This is a genomic window from Bacillus sp. AK031, assembly GCF_053903065.1.
The window spans coordinates 1504924-1526701 of the sequence record NZ_CP096424.1 but is presented as its reverse complement, the minus strand read 5'-3'; the positions used below and the strand labels follow the sequence as shown (position 1 = coordinate 1526701).

22 protein-coding genes are annotated in these 21778 nt (G+C 41.6%); all 22 read right to left on the bottom strand.

Features of this window, described 5'->3' with window-relative positions; all coding sequences use genetic code 11:
- Positions 1-24: 24 nt before the first annotated feature.
- The 22 genes from M1E09_RS07610 to M1E09_RS07505 all read right to left on the bottom strand — a co-directional run bounded on the left by M1E09_RS07610 (position 25) and on the right by M1E09_RS07505 (position 21732).
- Positions 25-921, bottom strand: a complete 897-nt coding sequence (locus M1E09_RS07610) for a hypothetical protein (protein WP_456274235.1) — start codon at positions 919-921, stop codon at positions 25-27.
- A 185-nt stretch (positions 922-1106) separates the two neighbouring features.
- Positions 1107-2402, bottom strand: a complete 1296-nt coding sequence (gene aroA, locus M1E09_RS07605) for a 3-phosphoshikimate 1-carboxyvinyltransferase (protein WP_456274234.1) — start codon at positions 2400-2402, stop codon at positions 1107-1109.
- A gap of 33 nt (positions 2403-2435) precedes the next feature.
- Positions 2436-3533, bottom strand: a complete 1098-nt coding sequence (locus M1E09_RS07600; RefSeq protein WP_456274935.1) for a prephenate dehydrogenase — start codon at positions 3531-3533, stop codon at positions 2436-2438.
- A gap of 54 nt (positions 3534-3587) precedes the next feature.
- Entirely contained in the window at positions 3588-4682 is a 1095-nt protein-coding gene (gene hisC / locus M1E09_RS07595; protein WP_456274233.1) for a histidinol-phosphate transaminase, read from the bottom strand.
- Between the two features lie 184 nt (positions 4683-4866).
- Positions 4867-5943 carry a 3-dehydroquinate synthase gene (aroB, locus tag M1E09_RS07590; RefSeq protein ID WP_456274232.1) on the bottom strand — a complete coding sequence of 359 codons (1077 nt, stop codon included), beginning with the start codon at positions 5941-5943 and terminating at the stop codon, positions 4867-4869.
- Between the two features lie 3 nt (positions 5944-5946).
- Complete coding sequence (gene aroC / locus M1E09_RS07585; protein ID WP_456274231.1) at positions 5947-7119, bottom strand: chorismate synthase; 1173 nt, start codon at positions 7117-7119, stop codon at positions 5947-5949.
- A 133-nt stretch (positions 7120-7252) separates the two neighbouring features.
- A complete protein-coding gene (locus M1E09_RS07580; RefSeq protein WP_456274230.1) occupies positions 7253-8029 on the bottom strand; it encodes a CheR family methyltransferase in 777 nt (258 codons plus the stop codon).
- A 288-nt stretch (positions 8030-8317) separates the two neighbouring features.
- Positions 8318-8764: a nucleoside-diphosphate kinase gene (gene ndk, locus M1E09_RS07575; RefSeq protein WP_456274229.1), complete on the bottom strand. Its 447-nt coding sequence runs from the start codon at positions 8762-8764 to the stop codon at positions 8318-8320.
- A gap of 102 nt (positions 8765-8866) precedes the next feature.
- Complete coding sequence (hepT, locus tag M1E09_RS07570) at positions 8867-9829, bottom strand: heptaprenyl diphosphate synthase component II (RefSeq protein WP_456274228.1); 963 nt, start codon at positions 9827-9829, stop codon at positions 8867-8869.
- Positions 9830-9856: 27 nt separating this feature from the next.
- A complete protein-coding gene (locus M1E09_RS07565) occupies positions 9857-10570 on the bottom strand; it encodes a demethylmenaquinone methyltransferase (RefSeq protein ID WP_456274227.1) in 714 nt (237 codons plus the stop codon).
- Between the two features lie 3 nt (positions 10571-10573).
- Entirely contained in the window at positions 10574-11398 is an 825-nt protein-coding gene (locus M1E09_RS07560; protein ID WP_456274226.1) for a heptaprenyl diphosphate synthase component 1, read from the bottom strand.
- A 351-nt stretch (positions 11399-11749) separates the two neighbouring features.
- Complete coding sequence (mtrB, locus tag M1E09_RS07555; protein WP_456274225.1) at positions 11750-11983, bottom strand: trp RNA-binding attenuation protein MtrB; 234 nt, start codon at positions 11981-11983, stop codon at positions 11750-11752.
- 39 nt (positions 11984-12022) lie between these two features.
- Positions 12023-12589 (bottom strand): GTP cyclohydrolase I FolE, encoded by a 567-nt coding sequence (gene folE, locus M1E09_RS07550; RefSeq protein ID WP_456274224.1) that lies wholly within the window; start codon positions 12587-12589, stop codon positions 12023-12025.
- A 181-nt stretch (positions 12590-12770) separates the two neighbouring features.
- A complete protein-coding gene (locus M1E09_RS07545; RefSeq protein WP_456274223.1) occupies positions 12771-13043 on the bottom strand; it encodes an HU family DNA-binding protein in 273 nt (90 codons plus the stop codon).
- 1055 nt (positions 13044-14098) lie between these two features.
- Positions 14099-15577 carry a stage IV sporulation protein A gene (spoIVA, locus tag M1E09_RS07540; protein WP_456274222.1) on the bottom strand — a complete coding sequence of 493 codons (1479 nt, stop codon included), beginning with the start codon at positions 15575-15577 and terminating at the stop codon, positions 14099-14101.
- Positions 15578-15813: 236 nt separating this feature from the next.
- Positions 15814-16521 carry an LptM family lipoprotein gene (locus M1E09_RS07535; RefSeq protein WP_456274221.1) on the bottom strand — a complete coding sequence of 236 codons (708 nt, stop codon included), beginning with the start codon at positions 16519-16521 and terminating at the stop codon, positions 15814-15816.
- Positions 16522-16548: 27 nt separating this feature from the next.
- Positions 16549-16746: a DUF2768 domain-containing protein gene (locus M1E09_RS07530; RefSeq protein ID WP_456274220.1), complete on the bottom strand. Its 198-nt coding sequence runs from the start codon at positions 16744-16746 to the stop codon at positions 16549-16551.
- 491 nt (positions 16747-17237) lie between these two features.
- Positions 17238-18230: an NAD(P)H-dependent glycerol-3-phosphate dehydrogenase gene (locus M1E09_RS07525; RefSeq protein ID WP_456274934.1), complete on the bottom strand. Its 993-nt coding sequence runs from the start codon at positions 18228-18230 to the stop codon at positions 17238-17240.
- An 81-nt stretch (positions 18231-18311) separates the two neighbouring features.
- The gene (gene der / locus M1E09_RS07520; RefSeq protein WP_456274219.1) at positions 18312-19622 is read right to left on the bottom strand and encodes a ribosome biogenesis GTPase Der; all 1311 of its coding nucleotides are present in this window, start codon (positions 19620-19622) and stop codon (positions 18312-18314) included.
- Positions 19623-20036: 414 nt separating this feature from the next.
- Entirely contained in the window at positions 20037-20222 is a 186-nt protein-coding gene (locus M1E09_RS07515; RefSeq protein ID WP_456274218.1) for a capping complex subunit for YIEGIA, read from the bottom strand.
- A complete protein-coding gene (locus M1E09_RS07510) occupies positions 20219-21115 on the bottom strand; it encodes a YIEGIA family protein (RefSeq protein WP_456274217.1) in 897 nt (298 codons plus the stop codon). Before M1E09_RS07510 ends, M1E09_RS07515 begins: the two co-directional genes overlap by 4 nt.
- Entirely contained in the window at positions 21112-21732 is a 621-nt protein-coding gene (locus M1E09_RS07505) for a YphA family membrane protein (RefSeq protein ID WP_456274216.1), read from the bottom strand. The genes M1E09_RS07510 and M1E09_RS07505 overlap by 4 nt, the downstream gene beginning before the upstream one ends.
- Between the last annotated feature and the right edge of the window lie 46 nt (positions 21733-21778).

The following is a 21778-nucleotide window of genomic DNA, read 5'->3' as shown; positions in this document are numbered from 1 at the left end:
TTTCCGAATTATATCAGAAGATGTTCACGTAAAGTAGCCGGGTGTTTTAATTCTTAACTCTTCTCCTGCTCCCGGCTGAAAGAAACATCTACCGTTAGACATAAGTACTTTACCCTTGTTAACTGTGAGGATTAACATATGATTATCATAAAGAAATGATTGGCAATCATCAACTATTTCAGAAGGGGGAGTTTTATATAGGTTATAACTAATTTCTCCGCCTACAGTGAAATTCCCTTTAAGGGGAAAGATGCCAATTTTTTTCAAAAACTGCAAGGGCAGGGGTTTTTTTGGCGATATTTGAGATTTTGAATGAGGAATTCCTTCGTTTTTTAGAATATCTTGCCATACATTCAATAACTTCGCACACTCTCTCTTGTCGATTTCCGGTGAAATTAGTGGACAAAAAACTAGAGGATATCCATATATTGTTTGTTTGATCCAGCCCCAGGCAATTTCCTGCAAATCCTCTGCAGACGATATTTCAATAAATATGGCGGGAATTTTGTTTCGTTTTAAAAGCCTGATGAGTTCAGGGGTGACCAGTTTTGGCTTACATTTAAGGACAAGTACGTAATCGATCGGACTGCTTAACATAGTTGTCCTCTTCCTATTCAGGTTATCGGCAAATTCCGAAAGGTATTCTATACGGAATGAAGTGATCAGTGTAGTGCATCCGCGGTTTATAAATTCAGTTGTAAAATAAGATTTAAAGTTAGTGAACTCAAGGAATTCCGGAAGATCAAGATCCGCCATGACGTGGACAGGAGACATGAGAAATGGAGAAATATTCATACGCGGGAAGCTGCAGCGATTGTAATTTGCATTAATAGAACGGATTTGATTATCCTTTACTAGAATTGTAAGGTTTCTTCTTCGGTCATATTCGATACAGGGTACATCATTTATTATATATGCCATTGCCTACTCTCCCTTCTTCTCTTAAGACAAGCTATGAGAAAAAGAGCAAACTAATGACAAAAAACATTGTTAAAGCCTATATGGAGTTTTGAATACTTTTTTTAGTCCTAATTAACAATATCATTAATTAACAAAGCAAAAAGGAAAAGACATCTCCGTTTAAAGGGATGTCTTTTCCTTTTAATTTACTTTTTTGATAATCCGGCCAGGTCAGAATAAAAGGAGGGATACGATATGTTAACGGCTTGGGCATTTTTTAAGCTGACCTCTTCATTGCATATTAATGCTGCAACCGCAAGGGTCATGCCAATCCTGTGATCACCAAGTGAGTCGACAGTTCCTCCTGACAGCTCTGTTTTCCCATGGATAATCATTCCGTCTTCAGTACTTTCAATGTTTGCTCCAAGTGCTTTTAACTGAGTCACAATTGCGTCTATCCTGTTCGTTTCTTTGACTTTCAATTCTTCTGCGTCTCTTATGACAGTGCGTCCTTCTGCTTGAGTTGCAAGGAGGGCGATGACAGGAATTTCATCAATTAATGAGGGAATGATTTCTCCGCCAATTTCTATTCCTTTTAAGTTGGACGTTTGGACGATGACAGTTCCCCTTGGTTCAAAGTGTGCCCCCTCTTCCACTTCAACGGAAATGTCAGCACCCATTCTTTCCAGAACCTCAATAACCCCTGTCCTTGTAGGGTTCAGCCCAATGCCCGGCAGCACCACCTTGCTCCCAGGTACAATCGCGGCAGCAGCCAGGAAAAAAGCAGCAGATGAAATATCCCCCGGTACAAGTACTTCTGTTCCCTTGAACTCCTGCCCGCCTTTTAGCGTAATTATGCCTTTTTCACTTCTGATCTCTCCGCCGAACTTTTTGATCATCGACTCAGTATGATTCCGGGTCGGAACCGGCTCTTTTATCACTGAGACACCATCTGCCTGCAAAGCAGCAAATAATAAGGCTGATTTCACTTGAGCACTTGCAACAGGAAGACTATATTCTATCGGTACAAGCTCTCCCCCCCTGATGGAAATCGGGGTAAACTGGCCATTGTTCCGGCCGTCTATAGCTGCCCCAAACAGGGAAAGGGGACCCGTCACCCTTTTCATGGGCCTTTTAGCTATTGATTCATCTCCAATAATGACGGAATAAAAAGGTCTACCTGCCAGGATACCTGCCATTAGGCGGGCCGTGGTCCCAGAATTCCCTACATCAAGGAAATCTTGAGGTTCATTCAAGCCTTCCCAGCCTTTCCCTTCAATGACAACCTGATCATTTACCTCAGATATTTTCACGCCCATTTTTCTAAAACAAGATATAGTACTCATGCAATCCTCGGCCTTTAAAAAATTATGTATGGTGGTAAGGCCATTGGCAACCGCCCCAAACATGACAGCCCGGTGTGAAATCGATTTGTCACCTGGCACTCTTAATGTCCCATTCAGTCCTTTGCTTGAAATCGCTAACTCCATAGAATTCCCCATAGCAACCACCTTTATATTGATATTATCCTGATATCATAGAACTTCATATTTTGTTTTTCTAGTTAAACAACTCTTGGCTTTATCAAGGTCCCCATTGCTTTGAAAACTGATAACCAAACGGCCGACCGTATCCTCCCTCATCTCCAAGATGCGGATGTTTGTGATGCTGATGCCTTCTTGGGCAAGATGGGCAGTTATATCAGAAATAACACCAGGATGATCGGGAATATCAATGAACAAATCGTGAAATGCCGGAATGGCCCCTTTACTTTTGGCCGGCAATCCATCTCGAAACATTTTTGCATCAGAGAAAAACTGATAGGTTTTTTCCTCATCTTGTTTCTCCAGCATTTCGAGCAGCCTTGAAGAATTGCTATTCCAATCCTTCAGCAGCTTGATTAGCACTTCACTGTTTTGCAGAGTAATATCACTCCACATCTGCGGATCAGCTGAGGCTATTCTAGTTGTATCCTTGAAGCCCCCTGCCGCCAGCCGGGAAAGCAGCGGAAACGCCCCGTGTGCATTTTTAGCAGTATGAACCAATGATGCAGCAACCAGATGAGGAAAATGGCTGATGATTCCAGTTAACTCATCATGTTGTATCGCTTTCATGGTAAGAAACTTCGCTCTCGTTCCTTTTAACCATTCTTCAAGAGTCACTATTTGATCTTTCGAAGCCGCTTCAGCAGGCGTCAAAATGTAATAGGCATTTTCAAACAGGAGATCTTTCGCTGCTGCCACTCCACTTTTATGTGAACCGGCCATCGGATGCCCGCCAATAAATGCAACTCCTTTGCGGGAAAGCATGCTGGAGATTTTCATAATTGGCTTTTTCACACTGCCTGTATCTGTTATTAAAACATTCTCCTTTAAGTCGAATGTTTGAACTAGTTCAATTAATTTCACGATCTGCATCACAGGGGCTGCCAGTATAATTAAGTCCGCTGATTCAGCTGCCTCTTGAAAAGAGTCTGCTTCTGCATCGATTATCCCGAGCTCTTTGGCGCGGTTTAATTCATTCTTATCTTTATCATATCCTAAAATGACTGCTTGAGGATGAGCGCGTTTTATACTGATACAAAGAGAGCCGCCGATTAAACCTAAACCGGCAACCAGAACTGTTCCTTTCAACAGGAATTCACCTTCTTCTTTCCAGATTGTCATTAACAGGCAGCTCTCTGAAATTCATTCTAATGTTTTCAGAAAACTTCTAATCGTGGCAATCAATCCTTTATTCTGCTGGGGTGTACCGATGGTGATCCTTACGGAAGTTGGATACCCCAATGCCTTACCAGACCTGACAATATACCCTTTGCTTAATAAGAATTGAAACACTTCATCTCCATCAATCCCAAAATCGATTACAATGAAGTTAGCCTGTGAAGGAATATATTTCAACCCGTTTTCTTCACAAAGGTCGTAGTACATTTGCATTCCTTCTCGATTGGATTGACAGCAATTTTCTATGAACTGCTGGTCAGAAAGCGCAGCTGCCGCTGCCCCCTGGGCAATAATGTTATTGTTGAATGGCTCTCTGATCGGCTCCAGCTTGGAGATGATTTCTTCATTTGCTATTCCGTAGCCGACACGAAGACCTGCCAGCCCATAAGCTTTAGAAAAGGTTCTTGTGACGATCAGGCGAGGATACTTCTCAATAAGCTTGATGGAATCGTAATAATCTTCTGCAGTAACATACTCAAAATAAGCTTCATCTAAAACCGTTAAAACATGAGCAGGAACATTGTCCAAAAAGCTTGTAAGTTCCTTCTTCGAAATGTATTGTCCGCTTGGATTATTAGGACTGCAAAGCCAAACAACTGTTGTATTCTCATCTATTGATTCCAGCATTTGATCAAGATTATGCTTGCCTTCTTCATCCAGATTGACTTCTCTTATTTCTGCCCCTTCAATTAACGAGTTGTGTTTGTATTGAGGGAACGTTGGTGCCGGCATCACTGTATTAGTGCCTTTCTGCAGTATAGCTCTTGCAATGATCTGAATGATTTCGTCCGATCCATTGCCAAGGATAAGCTGCTGTTCCGACACTCCAAGATGATCCGCAAGTGAATTTCTTAGCGTCTTTGCATAACCATCAGGATAAACAGAATAGACAAACTCAGATTTTTTCAGGTATTCTCTCACCCGAGCTGAAAAACCAAATGGATTTTCATTAGAGGAGAGTTTTACAATCTTCTCCAAACCATAAATCTTCTTCACATCATCTATTGTTTTCCCCGGCTGATAAGCTTTTAAGTTTTCTATTTGCTTTTTCCAATTCACCTAAGCCACTCCCTTTTCACTTCAATCCTCTAATGCGTTATCACACTAAAGTGTTGCGTATATACTACCATACTTTTCAGGGATTAATCTATACTTAAATGGCAGCTACTAGAGAATGACCGCATTTCGTTTTCAATTCATGATATAGAGATCACTGGATTATCTCAGCGTCCCTTACCTCCTTTTATATTCCGGCAACAAATTTATGTGCAGCTTTCAAGTCTCCCTTGCCAACCTCCATCAAAACAGGCTTTCCTATCTCACTTAACAGCACAAACTTAGGAACTTTTTTAAAAGCTTTTTTATCCCTGGACATAACTGCATATATCTCCTCAAAAGAACATTGTCCTGCGAAAGATGTAGGATAGCCAAGGTTTTTAATCCATTTAATAAATTGTTTGAGGTCGAATTGGAGTCCAGTATACTTTATACTCAAAAACAAAGAAAAAATCATGCCCGCCATAACCGCTTCACCATGTGAAACCCCTTTATAGCCTGCAAGATTTTCAAGGGCATGTCCATAGGTATGGCCAAAATTCAGAAATGCCCTGACTCCTGTTTCTCTTTCATCTTGAGAAACGATTTCCGCCTTTACAGCGATGCCCTGCTTTAAACAGTCTATTAAGAATGATTGGTCAATATCGGAAAAACTGGCCAGGTTTTTTTGCAGGCGTTCATAAAAGCTGTTATCTGAAATCAGAGAATGTTTAATGACTTCAGACATACCCGAACGGACTTCTTTTAAAGGGAGACTGGCCAGGAATGCTGTATCATAGATAACTGCTTCAGGATGATAAAACTGTCCTATAAGATTCTTTCCGAGCCTATGGTTGACTGCTACCTTCCCGCCGACTGAACTGTCATGGGCGAGTATTGTAGTCGGTATTCCGATGAACCTGATCCCTCTCATAAAGGTAGCTGCAACAAAACCAGCCAGATCACCGCAAGCTCCGCCGCCAAAAGCAATGATAACAGACTGGCGGTCCAGTCCATTATTAATAGCGAATGTCATGCAATCTTCATATACCTTTAGTGTTTTTGCTTCTTCTCCTGAAGGAACAGGAAAAACCGAACATACCACTGATGAAGGCAAATACTCTTGCAGCAGCTCCATATAAAGGCCATGGACTGTTTTGTCAGCTATCACCATGATGCGGGAAATTTCCAGCTCACTTAAGATGTGTTGAAGCTCGCCCAAGATATTATTTCCTATGTAGACTGGATATTGTTTGGTGTCGGTTTTAATCTGCAGTATATCCACTTCTTAAAACTCCTTTGAATACTCGCGATATTCTTCAACTGAGGCCTTAAACCGAGTAAATTCATCACTGTTAAACTGAGCGCACAGAGCACTAGCAAGCTCCCAGGCAACCACCGCTTCAGCAACAACGCTCGCCGAAGGTACTGCACAGCTGTCCGAACGTTCTATACTTGCCTCAAACTCCTCTTTACTGTCAATATCCACACTCTTTAACGGTTTGTAAAGGGTCGGGATCGGTTTCATGACTCCTTTTATCACAATTGGCATCCCTGTCGTCATACCGCCCTCAAAGCCGCCCAGGCGGTTGGTTTTCCTGTAGTAACCAATTTCTTCATTCCAGGCGATTTCATCATGCACTTCACTACCAGGCTTTCTTGCCATCTCAAAGCCCAGCCCAAACTCAACACCTTTGAATGCATTAATGCTCATGACAGCCATAGCAATCCTCGCATCAAGCTTTCGGTCATAATGGACATAGCTCCCGACTCCGGGAGGCATTCCCTCAACAATTACTTCTACTACTCCCCCAATCGAATCACCCGATTTCTTCGCAGCGTCAATCTCCAGCATCATCTTTTCTGCAGCTTCCCCATCAAGACAGCGGACCGGAGATTTCTCCGTTTTCTCAATAAGCTCGTCAATATTTCGATAATGAGTATTTTCTGCCTTTACTCCACCAATTTCTCTTACATGTCCTGCAACCTTAATTCCCAGCAAGGCCAGTAATTTTTTGGCGACAGCCCCTGCAGCAACCCTGACAGTTGTCTCTCTTGCTGAGGAGCGTTCAAGTACATTTCTTAAGTCCCTGTGTCCATATTTAATGCCGCCGTTCAAATCGGCATGTCCCGGACGCGGTCTTGTGATTTTTCTTTTGATATCATCTTGTTCATCAGCAGATATAGAATCTATCCCCATAATTTTGGTCCAATGCTTCCAGTCCTTGTTCTCTACAATTAATGCAAGAGGAGAGCCCAGCGTCAATCCGTGCCTTACCCCACCTGCTATATTGACTCTGTCTGTTTCGATTTGCATACGGCGTCCGCGCCCATGTCCTTTTTGTCTTCTCGCCAGTTCATTATTTATATCTTCAGCGCTTAACGGCATTCCTGCAGGTACTCCTTCAAGAATCGTTGTCAGCTGAGGGCCGTGTGACTCTCCGGCTGTTAAATACCTCATCTTCGCCTCTCCTTCCACCTTAACAATTTTGTATCAATATAACACATTCCGGCTTTCAGTACCTAGAAGATTATCTCCGGTCCTGATCATATTTTTATACAAAAAAAACGCCAGGGGAGCCCAGGCGTGCAGATCATTTCTTTCTGTAGAAGAAAGTGTCTTCTGTTTCCAACCCGTATTTCGCGGGATTAAAAATTTGTTCTGTACTGCCGACAAAGAGTACTCCTCCAGGGCGGAGCGCAGAACTGAAATTATGATAGATTTCTTCTTTTGCTTCTTCCGTAAAATATATCATGACATTCCGGCAGACGATTAAATCATGATTGCTCTCATAGGGATCGGCAAGCAGGTTCTGTCTCCTGAAGGATACTGTGTTTTTTATCTGGGGCGAAACACTATAAAAGTCGCCTTCTTTAGAAAAATATTTCTGTTTAACCAAGCTGGGCACTTCATTTAATGAACGTTCAGGGTACACCCCCAACTTGGCTTTCGCAATGGCATTGGTGTCGATGTCAGTCGCCTTGACAGAAATATCAGAGAGCGGCAGGAAATGGGACATAATCATTGCAATCGTATAGGGTTCCTCTCCTGTAGAACACGCTGCGCTCCAAACCTTTAATTTCTTACTTTGGGATAAAAGGCGCGGCAGTATCTTTTCCTGGAGCACTGCCCACCTTTTCTCATTTCGATAGAACTCTGTTACATTTATTGTCATTCGGTCGAGAAATTCGTTAAGAAGCTGGCTGTCCTTGTCCATCGCCGTAAAAAAATCTTTGAAATTCGCCAATCCTTTTTTTTCATAGAGAGAAGTAAGCCTGCGCTTCATCTGGGCTTCCTTGTATAAGAAAAGGTTGATTCCAGTCTTCCTGTATATATCTTTGGTGAATTGTTCATAGCCGTAAACCGTCATTTTCTACACTCCAAAATTCGATAATATTTGCCTTTCTAGTATAGCTGAAATTTCAGAAAAAAGGTGCAAAAAATACCAAATATAATAATTAATCATTAACAAAACTACTCTTATTCTATCGCTTTTTTAGTATATACCCGCTATTAAATATCTGCAGAATGGTTTCCTCTCCATGTACGAAAAACCTAACAAAAAAGCCTGATTCAGTTAGTTTCGACTGAATCAGGCTTTTTCTGTACAGTTCCAAATAAATGATAGGAAGCTGCAGGGTTCATTTTAATTATCTGATTAATAGATCCACTCGTTCATCAGCTTAGAGTATTCTACCAATTCTTCTTCTTTGAAGAACAGGCCGATTTCTCTTTCAGCACTTTCTGCTGAATCAGAACCGTGGATTACGTTTTTGCCCACAGTGATACCGAAGTCTCCACGGATTGTTCCTGGAGCAGCATCCTTAGGATTTGTAGCACCCATCATTTGGCGTGCAGTTCCGATTACATTCTCACCTTGCCATACCATTGCAAATACAGGACCGGAAGTGATAAAGTCCACTAGTTCGCCGAAGAAAGGACGCTCTTTATGCTCACCGTAATGCTCTTCAGCCAATTCTTTAGAGATGCTCATAAGCTTAGCACCAGCAAGTTGGAAACCTTTTTTCTCAAAACGAGAAACAAACTCAGAAATTAAACCACGTTGTACGCCGTCAGGCTTTACCATTAAAAATGTTTTTTCCATTTTTTCCACTCCTAGATATGTATGTATGGGTCATTATTTGATTTCCCACAAAAAATCGTATCATTGATTGTCGATTTTGGCAACGTTTCCATTTCAAATTTTCTAATATTTTCGCTTGCCGATAAAATTGGCAATATTTTTCAGAGTCTTATTAGCACTGTTTTTAGGCAGCCCTTCTAATTCTTTCAACGCCTTATCAAGGTAACGCGAACTCATTTCGTGAGACTTTTCAATGGCGCCTGACCTTTTGATTTCTTCAATGATTGGAGTTAAATAGTCTTTATCCCTCTCCTCATTGATTGTCTTAATTCTGTCTCGCAGACTTTCGTTTCGCATTGCATATAAAACAGGCAAGGTTATATTCCCCTGAAGAAGATCACTTCCGGCAGGCTTGCCCAGTTCTTCCTCACTGGCTGTGAAATCCAGAATGTCATCTGTAATTTGGAAAGACATGCCGACATAGTAGCCGAATCGATAGAGCCTTTTATGTATATGTGAAGGAGCACCTGCTGAAATAGCACCCAGCTGGCAGCTTACTGCAATCAGTAATGCAGTCTTCCTTTTAATTCTGCGGAGATAATCCTTCAAATCTTGTTCAAAACGATATTTATCTTTGATTTGTTCGATTTCACCAATGCAAAGTTCAACTATCGCATTTGAAAGTATTTTATGCGCTTCCTCATTCTGGATTTTTGTCATATATTCAAGCGAACGGGCAAATATATAATCTCCTGTGTACATCGCCGTCCGGTTATCCCATTGAGACTTTATCGTCGGCTTTCCTCTTCGCAGGTCTGCATCATCGATGACATCGTCATGGACAAGAGAAGCGCTGTGAATCAACTCTAATGCAACTGCCACATTTTTAATGCGTTGTATATCATAATCACCGAATTTTGCAGATAACAAAACAAATACAGGGCGGATTCTTTTTCCGCCCGCTTCAAGCAAGTGCAGGGATGCTTCATTTAAAAGAGGCGAACGGGAATCGATGGCCGTCTTTAATTCTTTTTCAATGAGGTCGATATCCGCTTTGAGAAACGAATAGATCATTTTAAACTTCATTTCATTTCCACCCAGATTTAAATTTTTCTATCTATCATTCTTCTTTAACCCCATGTGCATAGCTGCAACTCCACCAGTATAAGGTTTATAATTCACTTCATCAAAACCTGCATCACGGAACATGTCCGCAAGTTCTTTCATACCAGGGAAGTCCTTTGCAGATTCTTGAAGCCAGGAATATTCATTGTAGCTCTTTGCAAACACCTTTCCGAATACAGGCATAAGAAATTGAAAATAGAAATAATATAATTGGCGATATCCAAACATGGTAGGCTGTGAGGTTTCGAGGCAGACAGCCATCCCGCCAGGCTTTAATACACGATGCATTTCTTTCAATACATGCAGGTAGTCTGGCACATTCCGAAGGCCGAAACCGATTGTTACATAGTCGAAGGAATTATCTTCGAAAGGAAGCTCCATCGCATTGCCATGAATCAATTCCACTTGACCCATTCCGGAGTTGCGTACTTTTTCCTCCCCGATCTTCAGCATATTCTGGCTGAAGTCCAAGCCTTTTACCGTCCCTTTGTTTCCAACAGCTTCAGCCAATGCAAGCGTCCAGTCAGCAGTACCGCAGCAAACATCAAGAGCAGATGCCCCTTTCTTGACAGCCATCCTTTTCATTGTGTCTTTCCGCCATCTTTTGTGTTGTTGAAAACTGATTAATGAGTTCATCTTGTCATAGTTGCCATAAATCTTTTCAAACACAGTATGAACTCGCTGTTCTTTAGACTGGTTCATTCATTACCCTTCTTCCGCAAATATTTTCGTGTATGGCCTGGCCTGCTCAAGTAACTCACCGATTCTATTTTCTATCAACAGGCCATCAAAGGAGCTATCGCGAAGCATATCTGATATTTTATCTTTTGATTCAGTAATGTAGTGGGTCATAATCCTTCCCAGGACTTCTTTATGGTTAAATGCCATTCGGGATTCTTCCTTAGTTGAAAACAATACAATCGCTTTCATTGCAGAAAGAAGCGGGGTTGGAATATTTTGATCAAGCAGCGTCTCTTCTGATAGCAAGCGGCGCAAAAATAAGGTTTCTTTTGCAAGCTCAATCTTCCGGCCTGTCCCGTAATGACCAAGAAAGCTTGCAATCAAAGTGGATTCGATTGCTTTGACACTTTCCATGACCTCTCCCATATTTTGAAACTCCTGCTTATACAGGGATATCTTGCTTTCATTCACTGTCTTTATCGCTTGGGCAAGATGGTTTATCAACTCGACATTTTCAAGCTCAGACAAGATTTTATAGTACTGTCCGCTGAAGTAAACCCCGGCCAGGACAGTCAACTGTCTTTCTTTTAATGAATCACTAGATGAATTTGTAACTTTCTCATGGGTATCAAGGCCAATCTGGATAAGCATAACAGTTGAAATCAATTGAATAAGTTCTTTCTCATTCATTCCATGTCCACCCCGAGTGAAGGGAAGGGCAAGAAAGCTTATCCTGTCTTCATCAATTTGCGGGGAATCAATATACTTTTGCAAATAAGAATAGGATAACTTCTCTTCCACATAGTGTTTTATTGATGCTTCAAGATGAAAACAGTCCAATTGTTTCATAAACCTAAATCCCCATTTCTAATATGTATCTACTTAGTCGTTTCAGCAACAAATATTATAACATAATAAGCCAACCCGGGCGAATACTATATCTGCATTGTCAGTTCACAAGGGTAGTTTTTGGGCTCTGAAAGCCTGAAGTATTTTATTCAGGTGTGATTTCCCGGCTCATTCTTCCTGTTAAAAAGGCACGGCTGGAGCAAAAGCAATTTCCCCCCTTATCGACTGAGCCACAGGCTGTGCAGATGGCGAGTAACAGCCTGCCCCCCCCTGTCTTTTTCAGCTGATGCTCATTTACCCAAAAAAGCAGCAGCCTTTAATATTCGTGCTGCTGCCAATGGAATGGTCTATTCATCCTTTACTTTTCATTTCACTCTCTATCTCCCCATTGCTTGTGATAATCGTAGCTTTCCCCCGTACTTTTATTGCCGATGTATGCTCTGTGAACTGGGCTATCATTACTTCACCTTTGTCCAGTTTCTCTGAATGATGAAACTTCGTGTCTGTCCCCCTGGTTAAACCAATGACATTCACTCCATCTTCTATTGCCTTTATAACAATATAATCTGATTGGCTGTTTGCCATATCCTTCACTCCGCTCCACTTTATATTTTGATCAATTTCCTATTCTTTGATTAACGATAAGACTTCATTACGGGATTGTGCGTCTTCTTTGAACCTTCCCCGAACAGCTGTTGTGACCGTTTTGGAACCCGGCTTTTTAACCCCGCGCATGGTCATGCACATATGTTCAGCTTCCAGCACCACCATTACTCCATATGGCCCCAATTTTTCAACAATCGTATTTGCAACTGTGGAAGTGATTCTTTCTTGCAGCTGGGGTCTCCGTGCGACAGTTTCAACTGCTCTGGCAAGCTTGCTCAGCCCGGCAACTTTTCCGTCTTTTGGGATATAAGCCACATGGGCATGTCCAAAAAATGGAACAAGATGATGCTCGCACATAGAGTAAAAAGGGATGCCCTTTACAAGCACTAATTCTTCGTGCTCTTCACTGAATATTGTTTCAAAAAATTCACCAGGATCTGTTTTCAAACCCTCAAAAACCTCTTCATACATGTTCGCCACACGTTTTGGTGTATCAAGAAGCCCTTCTCTATTAGGGTCATCACCGATAGCCTCAAGTATAAGACGAACAGCATCCTCAATTTGAGCCTTATTAATATCTTTCATATGCCTGCTGCCTCCCAGAAGTTCCAGAATTGATATTAAAGATATAGTAGCATATGCATTATGAAAGGGTAAAATCTTCTAGCACACGACTCTTAAGCAATATCCGCTTTTCTCTTATGTTTAAAAGAGCTAAAAAAAGAGCCGCATTAAATGCGGCCCTTTTTACGCTTAAGGTATGTAATTATTTTACAGCTTCTTTAAGCGCTTTACCTGGTTTGAATGCAGGCACTTTGCTAGCTGAGATTTCGATTTCTTCTCCAGTTTGCGGGTTGCGTCCTTTACGGGCTGCGCGCTCACGAACTTCAAAGTTACCAAAACCGATTAATTGTACTTTATCACCATTTGCTAGTGCGTTTTGAATACTATCAAAAACGGCATCAACTGCTTTTGTAGCGTCCTTTTTAGAAAGCTCAGCAGCCTCTGCAACAGCATTAATTAGTTCTGTCTTGTTCATGCCATTCACCTCCTCCCAAAGGAAATGTCTCAGTCATGATTCATTAACTGTCTTGTTACATTAGTAAACATAATTTTCGGTTTCTATACATGATCCAGAACAAAAACCGTCAAAAACGTTGTAGAATCAATGTTCGACATCAATTCTGTTAAAAGATTATCATATAAAAATAAGGTTAGCAAGAATATTTCAAGAAATAATGGGAATCTTTTCTTTTTTAGGGGTAAAATTCTTGTCAGCGAACGTTTTTTGCTGTTATTCTAAATTTTTTGCGCTCATAAAACATTCCAAAATCCCGTAATAAAGGGGTTGAAACGTCTTAAGAAGCAAAATATTATTTCGCAATAGAGTAAAAACATTGTCTTATTCTACAAGAATTATCAATTATACCTTTAGGCAGTCAACCTGCAGCGGAAGGCTTGTTAACAATAATCATGTTATATAAAGGTTCTGTTTTAATCTCATGCTCGAGATTTGAATAGAGTATGGCATGTATTCTACATACGAATTAACCTGCTGCTGATTTCGATCACCCGTAAGTGCGAATGAGTCCGATTTAGTACCTTATTCGGACTAAAAAACACCAAATGGCACTGCTTGTGTCCGAATCCAGGGGCCATTCGGACTCTAATAAAGATCGGGGGCTATTCTGAGTCCGAATCGTTGCCTCATTCGGACAGAAAAACGCCAAATGGCACTGCTTGTGTCCGAATCCAGGGGCCATTCGGACTCTAATGAAAATCGGGGGCTATTCTGAGTCCGAATCGTTGCCCCATTCGGACAGAAAAACGCCAAATGGCACTGCTTGTGTCCGAATCCAGGGGCCATTCGGACTCTAATGAAGATCGGGGGCTATTCTGAGTCCGAATCGTTGCCCCATTCGGACAGAAAAACGCCAAATGGCACTGCTTGTGTCCGAACCCTGAGGCCATTCGGACTCCAATAAACCTCGAGAGTCAGAAAGAGCCCGAATCAATTTACTGGATGACTATGAACCCAGACCTTATACGGCCCCCCTTACTATACAAAAAAAAGACTCTCAAAAAGAGAGCCTCCTACAGGATGATGGCTATTAATCCGCCAGAACCTTCATTGATAATTCTTTCAAGCGTGTCTTTTAATTTATAGCGTGCATTTTCAGGCATCAGTGATAGCTTGGCTTGGATCCCTTCTCTAACGATTGAACTCAAGCTGCGGCCAAAGATATCCGAATTCCAGATAGAAAGTGGATCGTCTTCAAAGTCCTGCATTAAATATCTGACCAATTCCTCACTCTGCTTTTCTGTCCCGATAATCGGCTCGAACTTGGATTGGACATCCACCTTAATCATGTGGATTGACGGCGCTACCGCTTTAAGGCTGACACCGAAGCGAGATCCCTGACGGATGATTTCCGGCTCATCTAGGCTCATATCAGCAAGTGACGGTGCAGCAATGCCATAACCAGTTTGTTTAACCATTTTCAGTGCATCTGCAACCTGATCGTATTCACGCTTAGCATGGGCAAAGTCCTGCATTAGCTCAAGCAGATGATCCTTACCGCGGATTTCCACACCGACAATCTCCTTCAGCACTTCATCATAGAGTTCATCAGGAGCATACAGGTCGATTTCTGCAACACCCTGGCCCATCTCGATACCTGCCAGCCCTGCTCTCTCAATGTACTCAAACTCACTGAAGTAATGGACGACACGGTCCACATCACGGAGCCGCTTGATATCTTTCACCGTCTCTTTCACTGCTTCCTGGTAATTTTCACGAAGCCAGTGATCTTCATTCAGTACCATTACCCAGCTTGGAAGATTCACATTCACTTCAAGTACCGGGAATTCATATAATGCTTCACGAAGAACATTCAGAACATCTGAATCTCTCATACTCTCAACGCTCATCGCCAGCACAGGTATATCATACTTTTCCTGAAGCTGCAATCTTAGGTCTTCCGTCTCTGGTGCATGAGGCTTAGCTGAGTTGATCACCATGATGAAAGGTTTTCCGACTTCCTTTAGTTCTTCGATGACTCTTTCCTCAGCAACCAAGTAATCACTGCGTGGAATTTCACCGATTGATCCGTCAGTCGTTACAACCACACCAATGGTTGAATGTTCCTGAATAACCTTTCGCGTACCGATTTCTGCCGCTTCATGAAACGGAATCGGCTCTTCATACCATGGAGTATTAATCATTCTAGGTCCGTTCTCATCCTCATATCCCTTTGCTCCAGGGACTGTATAGCCTACACAGTCAACCAGCCGAACATTGACGTCCAGGCCTTCATCCACATGGACAGATACCGCTTGATTAGGTACAAATTTCGGCTCTGTTGTCATGATGGTTTTTCCTGCTGCACTTTGGGGCAGTTCATCTTGAGCACGTGCACGTTCTGACTCGCTTGAAATATTAGGAAGGACGACTAACTCCATGAATTTCTTGATGAATGTCGATTTCCCTGTTCGAACGGCTCCTACAACACCTAGGTAAATATCTCCGCCAGTTCTTTCTGCAATGTCTTTAAATAGATCTACTCTTTCCAAGAGATTCCCTCCAATCTTTATCTTCCAGGGATGTTTCATCCGGTTAGCTGTTTGGACAATTTATATTTATGATGTTGTCCCAATTACTTATGACTATTAATATGTTTTTTTTGCCTCCTTATTACTAAAATAGAAAAAAATAAATGGTTTAGGCAAAAAAATTGGCAGAAATGGGAATAACAAAAATGAAAAAACCCCTTTCCTTACAAATATATTTTGTAAGCAAGGGGTTATGCCTATTTCATCATAAAGACAGGTTCATTATCTTCATTTATTGTATATGGAGGTGAGTAGGCAGGAACAAAAGGAGAATTTTCTGTCAAGATCGAACGAATATCGTCCCCTTTTTCCAAATCATAATCCTTCTCCTGGAGAAGGCTGTTCAAATCATTTCGGTAATCCACAAATATCTCTCCGGCTCCATTAATCAGGAGCGGCAGATTTTGATTGGAATAGGGGCTGACTACGTATGGCTCTTCATCATATCCAATCTTTGAATAATCCAGAGTATAAACATTGTCGGCAACGCTTTCTTTAAAAGGCGGATAGCCCGCAGAACGGATCCTTATATTGATTTCCCTGATTTTCTCAGCAATTCTGAGATCAAATATCTTTACTGTTGGATTTTCTTCAACATCAATCAGGACATATTGAAATATTCCGCCATTCTCATATGAATTCCCGGGAACTTCGGCCAGGTACTGAGGCTTCAATTTAGTAAAATCAATTGGATATTTTATATAAATGGGTGTATCCTGATCCTTCGTTTTGATTGGCAGTATTCCGCCATTAGCAGATTGATAGTTCTCAATTCCGGTCTGGACGGCTGTTAGCTGGTCCTCATAAGGAATCTGGTTCTTCTGCAGATCTTCAGAGGGATATAAACATCCCGTCAAGAGCGAAACGGTTAATACCATCAGAAGAAAGGTAATAATCTTTTTCAAAGTAACACATCCTTCAAGCATAACTTGTTAATTTGTCGGTCCGCTTAGGACAATATAGACCATCATCAAGCCGCCGCTTATCATAAGAACATAAGCTATCAAGGCAGTTAGAAAGCGGAAAAGGCCTTTTTTCAGTTTATATCTGCTTAAATAAATTGTTAGTATGGCTAAAATCATAAATCCCATAGAAGCAAATGATACCCACATTTTCATCATAGAAGACATTGGACGTCCCTCCTTATTTGTCGAAAGTATTATATCACACCATTTTAAAAAGTTAATAGCATGGAGGAATAATTCACTGTTATGTCGTTTTTTATTCTTCTTTGATATAGCTGTGTTTTCTTATATATTGTGGCTGTTTAACACGGTCATAGTAATACTATCCGCTCCAGGCGTGCGGTGAACATCCTCGACTTTGCCTGCGGGGTTACGTTCCAGTGGGTACGTAACCTTGGTCTCACTTTTCACGCTTTCCCGCAACCTACTCTGAACAAGTTCGGCACTTGTTGTATTAATCCATAAAATAACTCCCGCGTAACCGATTTTCCGCGCTACTGCAAACTTGGTTTAAACAAACACAAAAAAACTGAAGCGAAGAAACTTCTCCGCTTCAGTCAAGGTGACAGTAACCCATCCATGTTTAAAGCTTTTTATGTTCCATTCATACTATGCAATCCAATTCGAATTGCATCATCGAATGCCTATTAAGGTGATTATTCTTCGGTCATTTTCTCCCCAAGTATATTAAACAGATCTTCCATCTCATGGGTTTTCATCCTGCCCATTAAAGAGTCCACCGCTTGCTTAGGCGGAATGTCATTGAACAAGACGTCATAAAGAGCTTGCGTGATCGGCATTTGAACATCAAATTTCTCTGCAAGTTGATAAGCCGCTTTAGTGGTTCGGACACCTTCTACCACCATACCCATTTCTTCAAGCACTTTATCAAGCTTCAATCCTTTACCCAGCTGATTGCCTGCTCTCCAGTTCCGGGAATGGACGCTTGTACAAGTAACGATCAGATCACCAATGCCCGTCAATCCGGAGAAGGTAAGCGGATTTGCACCCATTTTCGCACCCAGTCTGGCAATTTCAGCAAGCCCCCTGGTAATGAGCGCGGCTTTCGCATTATCCCCATAACCAAGACCATCTGTGATTCCAGCAGCAAGGGCAATGATATTCTTCAGTGCTCCGCCGATTTCAACTCCAATGACATCAGGGTTCGTATAGACCCTGAAGCTTTGGTTCATAAATAGATCCTGGATGTATTCTGCACTGTCCATATTATCCGAAGAAACGGTTACCGTTGTCGGATGGCGAAGGCTTACCTCCTCCGCATGGCTCGGCCCCGAGAGAACGACCACATCCTTCATTGTGGATTCATCCATTTCTTCCTTAATCATTTCCGAAATCCGCATTAAAGTATCGGGTTCAATTCCTTTGCTTACATGAACAATCGTTAACGGCACAGTGACTGCCTCTTTTACTTTTCGAAGAACTTCCCTGACAGCCTTGGTTGGAACAGCCAGGATGGCTGTATCCACTCCGTTTAGAGCTTCTCCAAGGTCGGTGAACCCTATTATTTGTTCTGGAAGTTGAATGTTCTTTAAATACTTTTCATTTGTGTGCCTGGAGTTGATCTCTTCCATTTGGACGGCGTTGTGCCCCCATAAATGGACACTGTGATGATTATCCGCCAGAACCATGGCAAGAGCTGTTCCCCAGCTTCCCGCTCCCAATACGGTGATTGTCTTATTAGGTTTCTCCACGTTTTTCACCCCACTGCTTTATTTTCGTGCACGAGCAATAATCCGGATCGGCGTTCCTTCAAAAACAAATGCTTCACGTATTCGGTTTTCAAGAAATCGTGCATAAGAAAAGTGCATTAATTCAGGTTCATTTACAAATACAACGAAAGTCGGAGGCTTGACCGCAACCTGAGTTGCATAAAATACCTTGAGCCTTTTCCCTTTGTCTGTAGGTGTCGGGTTCATGGCAACAGCATCAGCTATCACTTCGTTAAGAATGCTGGATTGGACCCTCAATGCATGGTTTTCACTAACCTGATTAATCACAGGTATAAGCGTGTGAATCCTCTTCTTTGTCTTGGCTGACAAGAAAAGGATCGGCGCATAATCAAGGAACAAGAAATGTTCTCTGATATTTTGTTCGAAGTTCTTCATGGTCTTTTCATCTTTTTCTACAGCATCCCATTTATTCACCACGATGATTACAGCCCGGCCTGCTTCATGTGCATACCCTGCAATCTTCTTATCCTGCTCAATGATTCCTTCTTCACCATCTATGACCACTAACACAACATCAGATCGCTCAATCGCTCTTAAAGCACGAAGGACACTGTACTTCTCTGTCGATTCATAGACCTTTCCTTTTTTCCTCATCCCGGCTGTATCGATAATCACGTACTCTTGGCCATCAACTTTAAGTTTTGAGTCGATTGCATCCCGGGTAGTGCCGGCCACATCACTGACAATGACTCGATCCTCGCCGAGCATGGCATTGACTAGCGACGATTTACCAACATTCGGCCGCCCAATAAGGGAAAACTTGATTGTATCGTCACTGTAGTTTTCACCAGCATCCTTCTTGAAGTTCTTCGCCACTTCATCAAGCATATCTCCCAAGCCAATTCCGTGAGAGCCCGAGATCGGGAATGGCTCTCCAAACCCAAGAGAATAAAAGTCATAAATGAGCTCTCTCATTTCAGGGTTATCAATTTTATTTACAGCAAGGACGACGGGTTTTTTTGATCGGTATAGGATTTTGGCGACGATTTCATCAGCAGCCGTTACACCTTCCCGCCCATTTGTAAGAAATATAATAACATCCGCTTCATCAATCGCAATTTCTGCCTGCTGGCGGATTTGGTCAAGGAATGGTTCATCTCCTATTTCAATCCCGCCTGTATCGATAATATTAAAATCATGTGTCAGCCAGTCAGCTGAACTGTAAATACGGTCCCTTGTAACTCCAGGAACATCTTCTACAATGGATATTCTTTCACCGACAATACGGTTAAAGATCGTGGACTTTCCGACATTCGGTCTTCCCACTATTGCAACAACAGGTTTTGTCACATTGTTCACCCTTCCTATATTAGGTTGATTCAAGGCCGTTTTCATAGGTTTCGTTAATGGAAGCAGTACTCCGTAATGTTAATTGCAGGCTTTTTTCTTTATTCTTTCACTTTAAAAAATGTTTATCACTATATTAAAATTCAGGAAAAAGCCTGATTTAATCAATCATTATTCTCCAACGATTCACAATGCTTGTCTCTATTGACTTCGGCTTTTGTTGAGAGTACCCCTCAATAATTGAAGGATAAATTAAAGACTGACCTTTTAAGGTAATATATCCTTACAGGCCAGCCCCCTTAACTTCGTTATTTTATCAGTAAATGCAATTTCTAGCAATTAATCTTGGATTTTTTACTAATGGCATACTGTAGGAACTCCCTTACTGCCGGTTCTGAATCCAGCTCAGTACCCTTTTTAATGTTTAACGATAATAAACAATCCGTCATCAATTTCGTGGGCGATCCCATCTAATATCGCTTCCAAGTTTGCTGAGACCTTTTCAAGCTGCTCAGTTGTTTGGCAGTGGAAAACCGCCGTTCCGCTTGGCACTTTTTCAGGGTAAATAGTGACTGCAGCTAAAATAAACTTGTCTAGTGTCATTTAAGCCTTCTCCCCTTTTTATTCGCCTTGGATTCTGTAGGCATTCTGATTGCATTTTCTAAGGTTGGAACCTGCCCAAGCACCGCTATCGCTTTTTCAACATCCTTCTCCTGAGGAAGAACAAAAACACCTACACGGCCGTCATCTAAATCTCTCTTTGCCAATGGAGTAAGAGCTGGTGTCCCAGAATCTTTATAAATCCCCAGCGTTGTTGACATATCATGCAATATTGCTTGCCTCTGTCCTAAGTTGGCTATGGTCGAGCGGGAATCGAATGATTTGGGCGTGAGCAGAAACCCCATGCCATATCGTAATATTTCTTTTTGTCTTTCAGGCAAACCAATGTTCATAATGTAAATGTTATCAACGTATAACCCTGCTCCATCAAATCGGGGCTGCACAAATTCTATATCGACTATATCATGCAATTTCCCTCCAGCCATTAATCTGTGAGCAGCAAGGATGCTGATGATTCCAACAACTATAGCCGCCCAAAAGTTGATGACCAAATAAGCCAGTGTTGTTAAGAGTGAAGCGAAAATCACTAGATAATTCCTGCTTTCAAAAGCAATGGCTATCCCTTCAATGTAGGTAGCACCTCGGGGAACCAGCTCAAATGCATCAAGCTCAGTCAGCGTGTTCCTCTCCATATTCCTTACATCCCGAAACTGTGAAGCGGCTACCGTTAAGAATGTAATAGCGGTAAAGTTCTCTTCCAGTAACGCTGGTACGGCTATGGTACCTAACCCTGCAGCAATGAAACCCAATGCAATATGTATGATTTTCCCATGTAGATAAGTTGGATATTGGCGATAGTCGGTCCTCAGCATATAAATTCGGGTCAATGTACCGATAAACACGCCGAATACGACGGGGTAAACATATTCATTCATATATTTTTGACTTCTCCTTTTCTGTATGCAGATTTAATGAGATGTGACTGCGATACGTATATTGACTGCAACAGGTGCAGGACGCCACCAGAAACAACTATGATTGAAAGGACGTCAAGAAATAAATGTCCTCCTATCAGGTAGGGCAAACCTGTCTGTAAAAATACCGTTCCTGACATAAACTCCCCTAAAACCATCCCTGCAATTACCGCCAAAATCCTTTTCTTGAAAGCCTTTTTACCACTGTAAAGCAAATAAGACAAAGTAAGGAGAATAACAGTCACCATTATTTTTTTATCAACCACTAAAATAACAGGATCGTAAAAAGACAGAAGAATAAAGCTGGAATATGAAGCGGCAATGATCAAACTGCAGATAAATAAATACAGTTTTTCAGCAAGAGAAAATTCTTTCGCAAACAATAATGAAATAATAAAAACTAAAACAGCAGCAGTTCCCGCTTGAAAATCAAAAAAATCGATTCCATAAGGGAAACTTACAATTAAAATAAGTGTTGTTGCAGAAACCCTTAATCGCCAGGGACTTTTTTTGCTTAACAAAAAAGTACCGATAATCCACCCTGCCCACATGAGCCATAAATATAACAAACCATCCATTTACCTACCTCCTATTATTCCATTATGGAAAATCTTTATGTAATCC

Bases quoted from the DNA above. Each gene is read 5' to 3' on its own strand.
- M1E09_RS07505 (WP_456274216.1), bottom strand. From the start codon at position 21,732: ATGGATGGTTTGTTATATTTATGGCTCATGTGGGCAGGGTGGATTATC.
- M1E09_RS07515 (WP_456274218.1), bottom strand. From the start codon at position 20,222: ATGACACTAGACAAGTTTATTTTAGCTGCAGTCACTATTTACCCTGAA.
- M1E09_RS07610 (WP_456274235.1), bottom strand. From the start codon at position 921: ATGGCATATATAATAAATGATGTACCCTGTATCGAATATGACCGAAGA.
- M1E09_RS07560 (WP_456274226.1), bottom strand. From the start codon at position 11,398: ATGAAACAATTGGACTGTTTTCATCTTGAAGCATCAATAAAACACTAT.
- M1E09_RS07525 (WP_456274934.1), bottom strand. From the start codon at position 18,230: ATGGTTCTGGCGGATAATCATCACAGTGTCCATTTATGGGGGCACAAC.
- ndk (WP_456274229.1), bottom strand. From the start codon at position 8,764: ATGGAAAAAACATTTTTAATGGTAAAGCCTGACGGCGTACAACGTGGT.
- folE (WP_456274224.1), bottom strand. From the start codon at position 12,589: ATGAAAGATATTAATAAGGCTCAAATTGAGGATGCTGTTCGTCTTATA.
- M1E09_RS07510 (WP_456274217.1), bottom strand. From the start codon at position 21,115: ATGAATGAATATGTTTACCCCGTCGTATTCGGCGTGTTTATCGGTACA.
- M1E09_RS07545 (WP_456274223.1), bottom strand. From the start codon at position 13,043: ATGAACAAGACAGAACTAATTAATGCTGTTGCAGAGGCTGCTGAGCTT.
- mtrB (WP_456274225.1), bottom strand. From the start codon at position 11,983: ATGGCAAACAGCCAATCAGATTATATTGTTATAAAGGCAATAGAAGAT.
- aroA (WP_456274234.1), bottom strand. From the start codon at position 2,402: ATGGGGAATTCTATGGAGTTAGCGATTTCAAGCAAAGGACTGAATGGG.
- M1E09_RS07580 (WP_456274230.1), bottom strand. From the start codon at position 8,029: ATGACGGTTTACGGCTATGAACAATTCACCAAAGATATATACAGGAAG.
- aroC (WP_456274231.1), bottom strand. From the start codon at position 7,119: ATGAGGTATTTAACAGCCGGAGAGTCACACGGCCCTCAGCTGACAACG.
- M1E09_RS07565 (WP_456274227.1), bottom strand. From the start codon at position 10,570: ATGAACCAGTCTAAAGAACAGCGAGTTCATACTGTGTTTGAAAAGATT.
- hepT (WP_456274228.1), bottom strand. From the start codon at position 9,829: ATGAAGTTTAAAATGATCTATTCGTTTCTCAAAGCGGATATCGACCTC.
- M1E09_RS07530 (WP_456274220.1), bottom strand. From the start codon at position 16,746: ATGTCTTCTATGATGAAAATGTGGGTATCATTTGCTTCTATGGGATTT.